The following is a 12,109-nucleotide window of genomic DNA, read 5'->3' on the forward strand; positions in this document are numbered from 1 at the left end:
CGAAGCGCTGACGGAGGGGCTTTGGCGCGAGGCTTCAGCCCCTCCACCATGCTTCGCATTGTCCCCCTCCCCATCGCTGCGCGACGGGGAGGATTCCGGATCAGGCCTTCTTCAGATGTCTGCGGCCGAGCAGTTCAGCGATCTGCACCGCGTTGAGCGCCGCGCCCTTGCGGAGGTTGTCGCTGACGCACCAGAGGTTCAGGCCGTTATCGACCGTGCTGTCGTCGCGGACGCGGCTGACGAAGGTCGCATAATCGCCGACGCATTCGACGGGGGTGATGTAACCGCCGTCTTCGCGCTTGTCGACGAGCATCACGCCCGGCGCCTCGCGCAGAATGCGCTGTGCGTCCTCGGCCGACAACTCCTTCTCCATCTCGATGTTGATCGCTTCCGAATGGCCGACAAAGACCGGGACGCGAACGCAGGTCGCGGTGACCTTGATCTTGGGATCGAGGATCTTCTTGGTCTCGGCGACCATCTTCCACTCTTCCTTGGTCGAGCCGTCGTCGAGGAAGCTGTCGATGTGCGGGATGACGTTGAACGCGATCTGCTTGGTGAACTTCTGGATATCCTTTTCGTCGCCGACGAAAATCTGGCGCGTCTGGTTCCACAGTTCGTCCATGCCCGCCTTGCCCGCGCCCGACACCGACTGGTAGGTCGACACGACGACGCGCGTGATCGTCGCCGCGTCGTGCAACGGCTTCAGCGCAACGACCATCTGCGCGGTCGAGCAGTTCGGGTTCGCGATGATGTTGCGCACCGTATAGCCGTCGATCGCGTCGGGGTTCACCTCGGGCACGATCAGCGGCACGTCGGGGTCCATGCGATAAAGCGAGCTGTTGTCGATCACGACGCACCCTGCCGCCGCGGCCTTGGGCGCGTGGATTTTGGTCGCGTCGCTGCCGATCGCGAAAATCGCCATGTCCCAGCCCGACCAGTCGAAATTCTCGATATTCTGGCATTTCACGGTCTTGCCGGTGTCGCCGATCTCGATCTCGTCGCCCTGGCTGCGCGACGATGCGACCGCCGCGATCTCGTCATAGGGAAATTCGCGTTCGGCGAGGATGGCGAGCACTTCGCGCCCGACATTGCCCGTCGCGCCGGCGACAACGATACGATAACCCATTTACTCACTCCTCAGTGCAAGAACTCGGTTGAAACTCAGACTTTCCAGCGGAAACGGCCGGTCAGCGGATGATCGAACAGCGCGTCTTCCTCGCGTGTGCCGCGACCGATATTGTGGATGATCAGCGGGCGGCCCGCTGCCGTAATTCGGTCGGAAACGATACCGGTGTGCGGGAAGCGCCCGCCGGTCATCGCGGTAAAGATGTCGCCCGGCCGCCAGTCTGCGGGATCGCGCGAAACGGAAAGCCGCGCGCGCTGGCGCGTCCAGTATGTCGCAAGGTTCGGCACGCGGCGATGATCGATGTTGCGGTCGGGACGGCGCAGCCCCCAGTTTTTCGGATAGGCCGCGAAATCGGACCGCATGTCGGCGTTGACGAGCACCTGCAGATCGACCCCGAGCGCGTCGCGAAAGGCGCGGATCACGACATCGGTGCACACGCCCTTGGCGCGGTCGACATCGCCGTTCGGGAATGCAAGCACCGTGTAGGCAGGGTCATAGGCGAGCGTCACCCCGACCTGCTTGCGCGCCGCGGCGACGAGCCGCTGCGCGTCGGTTGCGGCCAGCGCCTTGCCCGGCAGGCCGACCGCCCCAAAGCATAGCCCCGCGCCGAGGAAGGCGCGCCGTGTCGGCTGCATGGAATCGGACGGCTGCATCAAATTCGCTTTGCCCAAATGAAAACGACCGGCTCTGCCTGTTGGCGGAACCGGTCGTTTTTGAAAGCTGTTTCGGCTTTGTAGAGAAGAAGCTCTCCTTAGCCTTCGCCGGCTTCCGACCGGTATTCGCGGCGCTCCGCAATACGTGCCGATTTACCAGTGCGTCCACGCAGATAGTAAAGCTTCGCACGACGGACAGCGCCCTTGCGGACGACGGTAATCGAATCGATGTTGGGCGAGTAAAGCGGGAAGACGCGCTCGACACCTTCGCCGAACGACATTTTGCGCACGGTGAAGTTGGAGCCCATGCCCTTGTTCGAGCGTGCGATGCACACGCCTTCGAAATTCTGCACGCGGGTGCGCTCGCCTTCGACGACCTTCACGCCGACCTTCAGCGTGTCGCCAGGACGGAATTCGGGGATCGTCTTGCCAGCCTTGGCGATTTCTTCGGCTTCGATCGTCTGGATGAGGTTCATGTCCTCGTGTCCTTTTCTTTTCGCCGCGCGCCAGAGGCAGGTCGGTCCCGAGCGCCCTCATGGCGCTCCCAAAGGTCCGGCCTGCGTAACCGTGTGTCGACCTCGGCCTGGTGTTTCCGCCAGGCCGCGATCTTCGCATGATCCCCCGATCGCAGCACTTCGGGGATCGTGCGCCCTTCCCATGTAACGGGCCGGGTATAGTGCGGATATTCGAGCAAACCGTTTTCGAACGATTCGTCGTCCCCGCTGGAAGCCGCGCCCATTACGCCGGGAAGCAGGCGAATGCAAGCGTCGAGGAGGAGGAGTGCTCCCATCTCGCCGCCCGACAGGATGATGTCGCCCATCGACAGCTGCTCGATCGGCCGACCTTCGAAAATCCGTTCGTCGAAACCCTCGAACCGTCCGCACAGGATGATCGCCCCCGGACCGGCGGACAGGTCGCGAATGCGGCGCTGGGTGACCGGTGCGCCGCGCGGGGTCATCGCGAGCAGCGGCAGCCCCGGATTCGCCGCGACCGCATGATCGATCGCCGCGGCGAGCACGTCGGCCTTGAGCACCATGCCGGCGCCGCCGCCCGCCGGGGTGTCGTCGACGGTGCGGTGCCTGTCGGTCGCGAAGTCGCGGATCTGCACCGGTGCGCACGACCAGACCCCCGCCTCGAGCGCGCGGCCCGCCATGCTGTGGCCCAGCGGGCCGGGAAACATGTCGGGATAGAGGGTGAGGGGAACGGCGGCAAAGGTCATGGCAGCGGCTGCCATAGCGCCTCGGGAAGCCGGTGGCGATCCTTGTCCAGTTCGGCGTGCAGCCATTCGCGAAAACGCTCGATCTTGCGGACTCCGACGCGGTTTTCGCGGTTGACCAGATAATGCGCGGTGCCCGGCTGGTAGAGCGCGCCGAACGGCTGGACGAGGCGTCCGGCATCGAGTTCGGCGCGCCAAAGCAGCGGCGTCATGAGCGCTATGCCATACCCCCCCTGCACCGCACTCGCTTCCTGCAACTGGCTGTCGAGTTCGATGCCGCGGCGCTGCGGCGGGGGAACGGCGTCGACCCCGGCGGCGGCGAACCAGCCCGCCCACCACGGATCGTTGGGTGCAAGGCGGTCGACGCGGAGCAGATCGGCCGGCCGTTCGATGCGGTTGGTGGTGAGGAAGCCTGGCGCGCAAATAGGCGTGACGTGGCTCCGATAGAGAAAATCGGCACGCAGCCCGGGCCAGGGCGCACGCCCGACACGAACCGCGACGTCGACGTTGGTGGCGTCGAAATCGACCAGTTCGTTGTTCATCGACATGCGCACCGCAAGGTCGGGATAGGCGAGCTGGAAGCCGCCGATCCGCGCGCTGAGCCAGGTGCCCCCGAAGGTGGTCATCGCGTCGATCGTTAGCACGTCGGCCTCGTCGCTGCCGAGGGCCGCGAACGCGTCGCCCATGGTCGCAAAGGCGTTGCTGATCGCCGGGAGCAGCCGCCGCCCGGTTTCGGACAGGCGTACCCGTCCCTTTTCACGGACGAAAAGCGCACGGCCGATCCGGTCCTCCAATTGACGTACCTGATAGCTGACCGCTGCCTGCGTCATTCCCAGCTCCTCGGCGGCACGCGAAAAATTCTGCAGTCGCCCGGCGACTTCGAAGGCACGGATGGCGGCGAGAGGAGGCAGCTTGATCATTCTACTATATAAATTCTCCTTATATATTTGTGCAAAGCTTTTGTTGGCGATCGGCCGCGCGAACGGACATTTTGCATCCGTCCAACAACAGGAGATTTGTGATGAAGGACGAAATCTGGATGCGGAACTGGAATGAGGGCCACCCGCATTTCAGCCGCGATCTGCACCGCGGCATTCTTTGGCTGCTGACCCCGTTCCGGCGTCTTGGCGCATGGATCGCGCTGCCAAGCGCACCGGGCGCAGACAGCGTCTTCGCGCGGGTTGCGGCGCATTGCGGGATTCCGGCGCGGCGCAAGGCTCGATGACGGTTCCGCGCAACCGGCCGCAGCGCCGGGCTTGCCGAAGGGAGTCCCCGCCGCAAGGCGCCCTTCGGCAAGCCCGGCGCTGCGGTCCTCTTGCCCCAAGCTTGCCAACGCGACGTTAACCAAAAATCAGCGGCTCGGCGCTTAACCTCCCCTCTCTCGGACCAGGGGAATCGAATGGCGCGATGGGCGCAAGCGTTGGCAATCGGCGCGGGGCTGTTGGGCAGCGCCGTGCCCGCGCACGCGCAGTCGCGGTTCGCCGATGCCACGACGATGACTTGGGACGGCGTCCTCACGGGGATCTTCCTGGGCCTCCTCCTCTTTTCTCTGGCCTACAACGCCGCCTTTTATGCGCTGCTTCGCGAACGATTCCTGATCTGGCAAAGCGGGCGCGCTCTTGCCTATTTCGCCCTGGCGATCGGCCTTTCGCCGCTTGCGATGGGGCCCATTCTCGCTCCCGACAGCTTCGCGCGTCAGGTGTGGATCAGTTTTTTCTTCGATCTGGGCGTCGTGGTATCGGGGCCGTTCCTGCGCGCCTATCTCGAGCGCGACACGATACCCCGCTGGGCCTGGCCGCTGCTCGGCTGGCCGCCGTTCCTGATCCTGCTGACGACGCCCGTGACGGTGATGGCGGCCCCGCCCGCGCTCTATTTCGCGCTGCGCAACCTCGCTCTTCTGGCAATGCTCATCCTGTGCGTGACGACGATTACCATCGCGCTGCGCCGCGGCAGCCGCACCGCGCGGTACCAGGCGGCAGCGTGGAGCGGCATTGGCGGCGTCTATGGCGTCAGCCTGTTACACGACATCATACTCAAGGCGCCTTTCGAAGCCTTCCTCTTTGCCCTGTTTCCCGCGCTCGGGCTCGAGGTCATGCTCACCGCGCTCGGCGTTCTCGACCGCCTCGTCCGCCTGCGCCGCGAGCGGCAGGAAGCGCGCGCGCAGGCCGAGGCGATGCGGGTGATCGCGCATACCGACCCGCTTACCGGACTGCCCAACCGCCGCGCGATCGAGGAGAGTTACAAAGGCGAAGCACCGGTCGCGATCGCCATCGTCGACATCGACCATTTCAAGGCGATCAACGACCGGCACGGCCATGATGTCGGCGATCGGGTGATCTTCGCTACCGGGGTCGCGCTGGGATCGGGCAGCGCGATGGCGGCCCGAATCGGGGGCGAGGAATTCGCGCTGCTGTTCCGCTGCGAAGCGGGCGCGGTCGCCGGCGAAGCCGAAAAGCTGCGCCGCCGCGTCGGCGCCTATATCGCACAGATGGTGCCGTCGTTGCAGCGTCCGGTGACGGCGAGCATGGGCCTCGTCCATATCGCGCGCGACACGAGTTTCGGCGCGGCGATGAAGTCGGCCGACATCAACCTCTACGCCGCAAAGGAAAGCGGGCGCGACCGGGTGGTGTTCGTCGAAGCGGCGTGAGCGCACTCATCCGCGCGAACGCGACGCGAACTGGAGGGTGGCGAGCGTCGCCAGCGCCACGAGGACCCCGACGCCGATCGACAGCCCGAGAAACAGAAGCGGTCCGGAGTCGGCACCCCCGCCAGCGGTCCCGCCCTCGCCGCGATGGACCGCACCCGCGAGCAACAGGATCGGCGCGTTGCCGGCGAGCACGCCGACGAGCCATGCCAGCGGCAGCGACCGACCGCGCAGCAATCCCCATGCCAGCGCCGCCCCCGCAACGGGAAAGAGCAGCAGGAACAGCGCGAGAAAGCCCATGGGGCTATTCGGACGCCGCCCGCAGGCGCAACGCCTGAATGGTCGCGGGTGTCGTCGGCGCGAGGAGCAACATGCCGTCGAGTTTCCCCTTTTCGCAGTTCAGCCGGAAAGCGGTCGACAGCGCCCCCAGCGGCGCGAGCGGTTCGGCGTCGGGGCAGGCACCGAGCCGTTCCTTGAGCAGCGCGAGTTCGGCCGCCCAGTTCGCGGCCGACCGGTCCATAAGAAAGTTCATTGCCAGCCGGCCCTCGAGCGGCCCGATATTGCCCGCGGCATAGGCAGCGCGCGCAGCGGCGAAGGCTTCCGCGACCGCCGGCGAAACCGGCACGGCTGGGCTTTCGAGCAGGCCCGCACCCTCCATCGCGACCGCCGTGTCCCACGCGGGTCCCGACGGCCCGGCATAGGTACGATTGGCGAGCGCGAAGATACCGACGCCATGATCCGGCATCAGCATCACATGGCTGCCATAGCCCGGATAACCGCCGCCATGCGCCATGGTCAGGCCAAGGTCGCAATCCTGCGCGACGCGCCAGCCCATGCCATAGGCGAGGCTCTGCTTGCACGCATCCGCACCCGTCGATCCGATGCGGCTGGCGACCGAGGTGAAATTGAGCCCCTGCGCCATCTCGCGCACCGTCGCGCGCTTGACCGGACCGGTGTCGGGATCGTCGCGCGCGGGCCATGCCGACAGCAGGAAGGCGACCCATTTGGCATAGTCGTTCGCGCTGACCTGCAACCCGCCCATCGCGTTGAACGCCCCGTCGATCATCTCGGGCTCGGGCGACCAGCGATCATTTTCCCAGCGGTAGCCGCGCGCATAGCGGGCGTTCGGCGCCTTCGGCGCGTCGAAACCGCTGTCCGCCATGCCGAGCGGGGTCAGGATCGCCTGCCGGACATAGTCGGTGTAAGCCATGCCCGAGGCATTGGTCACGATCCGGCCGAGCAGCGCATAACCGAAGTTCGAATATTCATGCTGGCTCTGCGGCACGCGGCTGAACGGCACGCCCGCCGCGATCATCGTCGTGAACGCATCCTGCGACAACACCTGCTGGCGATCGCCCCACGGATCATCGGTGACCAGCCCGCCGACATGCTGGAGCAGGTCGCGCACCCGGATGCGCGGGCTGTCCTTCGTCGGATAGGTCCAGCCCTTCATCTCGGGCACATATTGTTCGGCGAGGTCATCGAGGCGGAGCTTGCCGTCGTCGCGCAGTTTCAGGATCGCGAGCGCGGTGAACGCCTTGGTCATCGACGCGATGCGGAACAGGCTGTCGGGGGTGACGGGGCTCTTGTCGGCGATATTCTGGACCCCGGCACCCTTTACATAGGCCAGCCTGCCGTCCTTGACGATGCCGTACACGAGCCCGGGGACATGCGCTTCGGCCTGATATTTGGCGAAAAGCGCGTCGATCTCGGGCGCGAGCTGGTCAAGGGTCTTGGGGGCGGGGCCCTGGGCGAAGGCCAGTGTCGGCGCGACGAGCGCCGAAGCCATGAGAAAAGCGGAAATCAAACGCATCCCGAACCTCCGTTCGTGCCGACCTTGTCGAAGCACCATTCTGTCCTTCCGACATAGAAAGGAAGAATGTCCCGCCGACAAGTTCGGGGCGAACGGATTTTATGGGAAGGAGCCGTTATTCAACAAAAGCCGCGTCGACGGTCACGCCATCGGTATCCCACGCGGGTACCGCCCGCTCGTTCATCGGCACCATGAAACGCACGGGCTTCTTGCCGGTCTCGGAGGGCTTCTCGATCTCGAGAATGTCGCCCGCGCCGAAATTTTCGACCGCGACGACATGGCCGATGGCGGCCCCATCGGTCGATACGCATGGCAGTCCGAGCAGGTCGTGGTGATAATATTCGCCCGGGCCAAGCGACGGCAGCGCCGAACGCGGGACCGTGAGCAATGTGCCGCGCAGCGCCTCGGCCGCACTGCGGTCGGCGATCTCGGCAAAGGTCGCGACCGCCCCCTGGTTGGCGGGGCGCACCGATTTGAGGGTCAGCTTGCGCGCGCCTGCATCGAAAACGGAAAAGGCGCGGAGAGCCTCCGCGCCTTCGCCAAACAGCTTCAGGCGCACCTCACCCCGCACCCCATGCGCGCCGGCAATGGCGGCGAGGGTGACGGGGCGGTTTGCGTCGGCCAAGGCTTAGCCTTCGGCCTTTTCTTCGGCGACCGGGCCGCCCTCGGCGACTTCCTCGGCGATCGCGGTCGCGTCTTCGGCGGTCGCGCCGGCCGGGACTTCGTCGGCCACCGCTTCGGCGACGGCTTCGGCGGTTTCTTCGCTCTTCACCGAACCGGTCGCATCCGACTCAGCGGCTTCGGGCGCGGCGGCTTCAGCGGCGGGCGCCTCTTCAACAGCTTCGGGTTCCGGCGCCGGAGCGGCGGCGGCTGCAGCGGCGGCCTCTTCGGCTTCAGCGATCTTCGCGGCCTTTTCCTCGGCGCGTTCCTTGGCCTTTTCGCCGGGGACACCCTTGTTCGGGTTGTTGCGCGCGGCGCGTTCCTTGACGCCGGCGGCGTCGAGGAAACGGGCGACGCGGTCGCTCGGCTGGGCGCCGACGCTCAGCCAATGCTTCGCGCGCTCGGTGTCGAGCTTGACGCGCTCGGGATTGTCCTTGCCGAGCAGCGGATTGTAGCTGCCGATGCGCTCGATGAAGCGGCCGTCGCGCGGGCTGCGCGAATCGGCGACGACGATCTTGTAATAGGGGCGCTTTTTCGAACCGCCGCGCGAAAGGCGAATGGAGGTAGCCATGATATTGTCCTTCTACGTCTGAACTGGGTTGTCTGGGTTATTTCTTCTTGTTCATCAAATTGGCGAGTTCGGGCGGGATCGCCCCGCCGCCGAGGCCGGGAAGACCGCCGAGGCCGCCGCCCCCGCCGCCGCCCATTCCGGGAATGCCGCCGCCCTTGCCGAACAGCGCGCCGAGCCCCTTCAATCCGCCCATCTTGCGGATCTTCTTCATCGCACCGGCCATTTCCTGGTGCATCTTGAGCACCTTGTTGACCTGTTGCACCGTGGTACCCGAACCGTTGGCGATGCGGATCTTGCGCTTCGCGGTCAGGATTTCGGGTTTCGCGCGTTCCTTCGGGGTCATCGACCCCATGATCGCGTCGAAGTGGACAAGCATCTTGTCGTCGGCGCCGCCCTGCGCCATCGCCAGCTGCGCCTTCTTGATCCCGGGGATCATGCCGGCGAGCGCGCCGAGGCCGCCCATGCGACGCATCTGGTTGAGCTGCGTGCGCAGGTCGTTGAGGTCGAAGATGCCCTTGGCCATCTTCGCCGCCATCGCCTCGGCCTCTTCGGCCTGGATGGTTTCGGCGGCGCGCTCGACGAGGCTGACGACATCGCCCATACCGAGGATGCGGCCCGCGATGCGCGACGGCTGGAAGAGTTCGAGCCCGTCGAGCTTTTCGCCGGTGCCCGCGAATTTGATCGGCTTGCCGGTGACCGCACGCATCGACAGCGCGGCACCGCCGCGCGCGTCGCCGTCCATGCGGGTGAGCACGACGCCGGTGAGCGGCACCTGGTCGGTGAAGCGCTGCGCGACCTGTACCGCGTCCTGCCCGGTCAGGCTGTCGACGACGAGCAGCGTTTCGGTGGGGTTCGCCGTGCGCGACACCGCCTGCATCTCGTCCATCAGTTGCTGGTCGACGTGGAGGCGGCCCGCGGTATCGAGCATCAGCACATCGAAGCCCTGAAGCTTCGCGGCCTGCATCGCGCGCTGTGCGATCTCGACCGGCTGCTGGCCCGCGATGATCGGCAAGGTCGCGACATCGATCTGGCCGCCGAGGACGGCGAGCTGTTCCTGCGCGGCGGGGCGATTGACGTCCAGCGACGCCATCAGCACCTTCTTGCGTTCCTTGTCCTTCAGGCGCTTCGCGATCTTCGCGGTCGTCGTCGTCTTGCCCGAGCCCTGGAGGCCGACCATCATGATGACCGCGGGCGGCGCGACGTTGAGATCGAGCTCGGCGGTTTCGGAGCCGAGCATCTCGGTCAGCGCGTCGCTGACGATCTTGACCACCTGCTGGCCCGGGGTGACCGAACGCAAGACATTCTGGCCGATCGCGAGTTCGGTGACCTGATCGACGAAGCTGCGCACGACGGGGAGCGCGACATCGGCTTCGAGCAGCGCGATTCGCACTTCGCGCATCGCGGCGCGCACGTCGGCCTCGGTCAGCGCGCCGCGGCCGCGGAGCTTCCCGAAAACATCGCCAAGCCGATTGCTCAGACTGTCGAACATGCGCCAAAAATCCCTTCTGACAGGCCGCAACGCAAAAGACGCCGGTGAGCGAAACCTCGCCAACCAGCGGCTATCCGTGGACAGACTTTTCCGTCGCGGATGTCGTATCTGCCCGGTCGCTTGATGCGTCCGGACGCGGGCCCCTTACGCAAAAGCACGGCGATTGGCAAGGCCGGAACGGAAAGCGGCCCACGCTGCGGGGCGCGGCGCTTAACGCAAATTTCACCGCTTCGCGCGCATTGTCGGGCCGATTGTGGGGGATAGTGATCAATGGCGACCGCGGAACCGCCGAAACGACCCGACCGCGCCGAGGGGGCGAAACGCGACGTGGTGGCGGGCGGCATCGTCGTCGCGGCGATCATCCTGTTCGTCGGCACGGGCAGCACCGTGATGCAATCGGTCGTCCGCGCGCTGTCGGGAATCGGCGGCGGCACCGACCGGGTGCTCGCCGCGACGCTGATCCTGAACATCGCGCTGATCCTGTTCGGCTGGCGCCGCTACGAAGATCTGAACCGCGAAATTCACGAGCGCACCGTTGCCGAACAAAAGGCGCGCTACCTCGCCGACCGCGATCCGCTGACCGATTTCCTCAACCGCCGCGCGATGCTCGAACAGGGGCAGGACCTGATCGCCGCCGCCGCCGAAGCCCGCCGTCACGTCGCGCTGTTCCTGCTCGACCTCGACCATTTCAAGACCGTCAACGACATTCACGGCCACGCCGCGGGCGACCGGCTGCTCAAGGTGGCGGCCGAGCGCATCGCCGCGGTGCTGCCGCCGAGCGCGCTGATGGCACGACTGGGCGGCGACGAGTTCGTCGCGATGCTGATGTTCGAGCCGGCAGGCAGGGCGCATGTCGACACGCTCGCGGCGCAGCTGGTCACCGCGCTCGAAGAACCGGTGACGCACGACGGCCAGCAAATCCGTATCGGCGCCTCGATCGGCATCGCGCTGGCGACCGACGCCAGCGCTGCCATGGACACGATGGTTCGCCAGGCCGATATCGCCATGTATCATTGCAAGGACGAGGGGCGGAACCGCTTCTGCTGGTTCGAGCACGGCATGGAAATGGCCGTACAGGTCCGCAACCAGATCGAGACGGGAATCCGCAGCGGCATGCCGCGCGGCGAATTCGCCCCCTATTTCGAGCCGCAGGTCGACATCGCCACCGGGCGCCTCGTCGGCTTCGAGATGCTGATGCGCTGGGAATCGCCCGAATATGGCCTGATCCCGCCCGACCGTTTCATTCCGGTCGCCGAGGACAGCGGCCTGATCGGCGAGCTGTCGCTGCGCGTGATCGGACAGGCGCTGGAGATCGCCAAGGGCTGGGACCCGTCGATCACCCTCGCCGTCAACATCTCGCCGCAGCAGCTCAAGGATCCCTGGTTCAGCCAGAAACTGACCAAGCTGCTCGTCGAAACGGGCTTCCCCGCCAGCCAGCTTGAGGTCGAGATCACCGAAAGCTCGCTGTTCGAAAACCTGCCGCTCGTACGCTCGATCGTCACCAGCCTCAAGAATCAGGGGGTGGCGCTCAGCCTCGACGATTTCGGCACCGGCTACAGCTCGCTGTCCCACCTGCGCGCGCTACCCTTCGACCGGATCAAGATCGACAAGAGCTTCGTCGCCGCGATGCAGGGCAGCCCCGACGCGCAGGCGATCGTCATCGCGATCGTGCGGCTCGGCGAAAGTCTGGCGATGCCGATCACCGCCGAGGGAGTCGAAGACGAAGCGACCGCGGCCGAACTGACCCGGCTGGGAGTCGCCAAGGCGCAGGGCTGGCATTACGGCAAACCCGCGTCGGCGGCCGCGACGCTGAAGCTGCTCGCCGAGCGCGGGTTGCTGCGGGGACCGGCGGCCGCGATCGCAGACGCACCCGGCGACGAAGCGCAGCGCAAGACGGCGTAGCGCCGGCTCCAAAAGCAATCGCCGCCGCGGCGCCG

The 12,109-nt window shown here is 66.1% G+C and carries 12 protein-coding genes and 1 pseudogene; 3 read left to right on the plus strand and 10 right to left on the minus strand.

Translation table 11 applies throughout. From position 1 onward, the window contains the following. Positions 1-100: 100 nt before the first annotated feature. The 5 genes from EAO27_RS15655 to EAO27_RS15675 all read right to left on the minus strand — a co-directional run bounded on the left by EAO27_RS15655 (position 101) and on the right by EAO27_RS15675 (position 3,915). Positions 101-1,126, minus strand: coding sequence for an aspartate-semialdehyde dehydrogenase (locus EAO27_RS15655; protein WP_242771434.1), 1,026 nt, complete (start codon positions 1,124-1,126; stop codon positions 101-103). Positions 1,127-1,161: 35 nt separating this feature from the next. Further along, positions 1,162-1,779 carry a DUF1287 domain-containing protein gene (locus EAO27_RS15660; protein WP_242771437.1) on the minus strand — a complete coding sequence of 206 codons (618 nt, stop codon included), beginning with the start codon at positions 1,777-1,779 and terminating at the stop codon, positions 1,162-1,164. A gap of 98 nt (positions 1,780-1,877) precedes the next feature. Further along, positions 1,878-2,255 carry a 50S ribosomal protein L19 gene (rplS, locus tag EAO27_RS15665; RefSeq protein ID WP_054589016.1) on the minus strand — a complete coding sequence of 126 codons (378 nt, stop codon included), beginning with the start codon at positions 2,253-2,255 and terminating at the stop codon, positions 1,878-1,880. Continuing rightward, entirely contained in the window at positions 2,252-2,998 is a 747-nt protein-coding gene (trmD, locus tag EAO27_RS15670) for a tRNA (guanosine(37)-N1)-methyltransferase TrmD (protein WP_242771439.1), read from the minus strand. Before trmD ends, rplS begins: the two co-directional genes overlap by 4 nt. Further along, positions 2,995-3,915 (minus strand): LysR substrate-binding domain-containing protein, encoded by a 921-nt coding sequence (locus EAO27_RS15675; protein WP_242771441.1) that lies wholly within the window; start codon positions 3,913-3,915, stop codon positions 2,995-2,997. Before EAO27_RS15675 ends, trmD begins: the two co-directional genes overlap by 4 nt. Before the next feature lie 101 nt (positions 3,916-4,016). On the opposite strand from EAO27_RS15675, the gene EAO27_RS15680 reads away from it, so the two are divergent. Further along, positions 4,017-4,220, plus strand: a complete 204-nt coding sequence (locus tag EAO27_RS15680; protein ID WP_242771443.1) for a hypothetical protein — start codon at positions 4,017-4,019, stop codon at positions 4,218-4,220. 174 nt (positions 4,221-4,394) lie between these two features. Continuing rightward, entirely contained in the window at positions 4,395-5,642 is a 1,248-nt protein-coding gene (locus EAO27_RS15685; protein WP_242771445.1) for a diguanylate cyclase, read from the plus strand. A 6-nt stretch (positions 5,643-5,648) separates the two neighbouring features. On the opposite strand, the gene EAO27_RS15690 is transcribed toward EAO27_RS15685, so the two are convergent. From EAO27_RS15690 to ffh, 5 genes and pseudogenes are all read right to left on the minus strand, one after another. Continuing rightward, the gene (locus tag EAO27_RS15690) at positions 5,649-5,939 is read right to left on the minus strand and encodes a hypothetical protein (RefSeq protein WP_242771447.1); all 291 of its coding nucleotides are present in this window, start codon (positions 5,937-5,939) and stop codon (positions 5,649-5,651) included. A 4-nt stretch (positions 5,940-5,943) separates the two neighbouring features. Continuing rightward, a complete protein-coding gene (locus tag EAO27_RS15695) occupies positions 5,944-7,452 on the minus strand; it encodes a serine hydrolase domain-containing protein (RefSeq protein WP_242771449.1) in 1,509 nt (502 codons plus the stop codon). 115 nt (positions 7,453-7,567) lie between these two features. Next, complete coding sequence (rimM, locus tag EAO27_RS15700) at positions 7,568-8,077, minus strand: ribosome maturation factor RimM (protein ID WP_242771451.1); 510 nt, start codon at positions 8,075-8,077, stop codon at positions 7,568-7,570. 162 nt (positions 8,078-8,239) lie between these two features. Further along, a pseudogene (gene rpsP, locus EAO27_RS15705) lies at positions 8,240-8,683 on the minus strand (30S ribosomal protein S16); the annotation flags it as partial. Positions 8,684-8,720: 37 nt separating this feature from the next. Beyond that, complete coding sequence (gene ffh / locus EAO27_RS15710; protein ID WP_242771453.1) at positions 8,721-10,172, minus strand: signal recognition particle protein; 1,452 nt, start codon at positions 10,170-10,172, stop codon at positions 8,721-8,723. Between the two features lie 270 nt (positions 10,173-10,442). Between ffh and EAO27_RS15715 the strand changes: the two genes are divergently transcribed. Continuing rightward, the gene (locus tag EAO27_RS15715; RefSeq protein WP_242771456.1) at positions 10,443-12,074 is read left to right on the plus strand and encodes an EAL domain-containing protein; all 1,632 of its coding nucleotides are present in this window, start codon (positions 10,443-10,445) and stop codon (positions 12,072-12,074) included. The last annotated feature ends 35 nt before the right edge of the window (positions 12,075-12,109 follow it).

This window comes from Sphingopyxis sp. YF1 (assembly GCF_022701295.1).
GTDB lineage: Bacteria > Pseudomonadota > Alphaproteobacteria > Sphingomonadales > Sphingomonadaceae > Sphingopyxis.

Bases quoted from the DNA above. Each gene is read 5' to 3' on its own strand.
- EAO27_RS15685 (WP_242771445.1), top strand. From the start codon at position 4,395: ATGGCGCGATGGGCGCAAGCGTTGGCAATCGGCGCGGGGCTGTTGGGC.
- EAO27_RS15680 (WP_242771443.1), top strand. From the start codon at position 4,017: ATGAAGGACGAAATCTGGATGCGGAACTGGAATGAGGGCCACCCGCAT.
- EAO27_RS15655 (WP_242771434.1), bottom strand. From the start codon at position 1,126: ATGGGTTATCGTATCGTTGTCGCCGGCGCGACGGGCAATGTCGGGCGC.
- EAO27_RS15715 (WP_242771456.1), top strand. From the start codon at position 10,443: ATGGCGACCGCGGAACCGCCGAAACGACCCGACCGCGCCGAGGGGGCG.
- EAO27_RS15675 (WP_242771441.1), bottom strand. From the start codon at position 3,915: ATGATCAAGCTGCCTCCTCTCGCCGCCATCCGTGCCTTCGAAGTCGCC.
- trmD (WP_242771439.1), bottom strand. From the start codon at position 2,998: ATGACCTTTGCCGCCGTTCCCCTCACCCTCTATCCCGACATGTTTCCC.
- rplS (WP_054589016.1), bottom strand. From the start codon at position 2,255: ATGAACCTCATCCAGACGATCGAAGCCGAAGAAATCGCCAAGGCTGGC.
- EAO27_RS15690 (WP_242771447.1), bottom strand. From the start codon at position 5,939: ATGGGCTTTCTCGCGCTGTTCCTGCTGCTCTTTCCCGTTGCGGGGGCG.
- EAO27_RS15660 (WP_242771437.1), bottom strand. From the start codon at position 1,779: ATGCAGCCGTCCGATTCCATGCAGCCGACACGGCGCGCCTTCCTCGGC.
- ffh (WP_242771453.1), bottom strand. From the start codon at position 10,172: ATGTTCGACAGTCTGAGCAATCGGCTTGGCGATGTTTTCGGGAAGCTC.
- EAO27_RS15695 (WP_242771449.1), bottom strand. From the start codon at position 7,452: ATGCGTTTGATTTCCGCTTTTCTCATGGCTTCGGCGCTCGTCGCGCCG.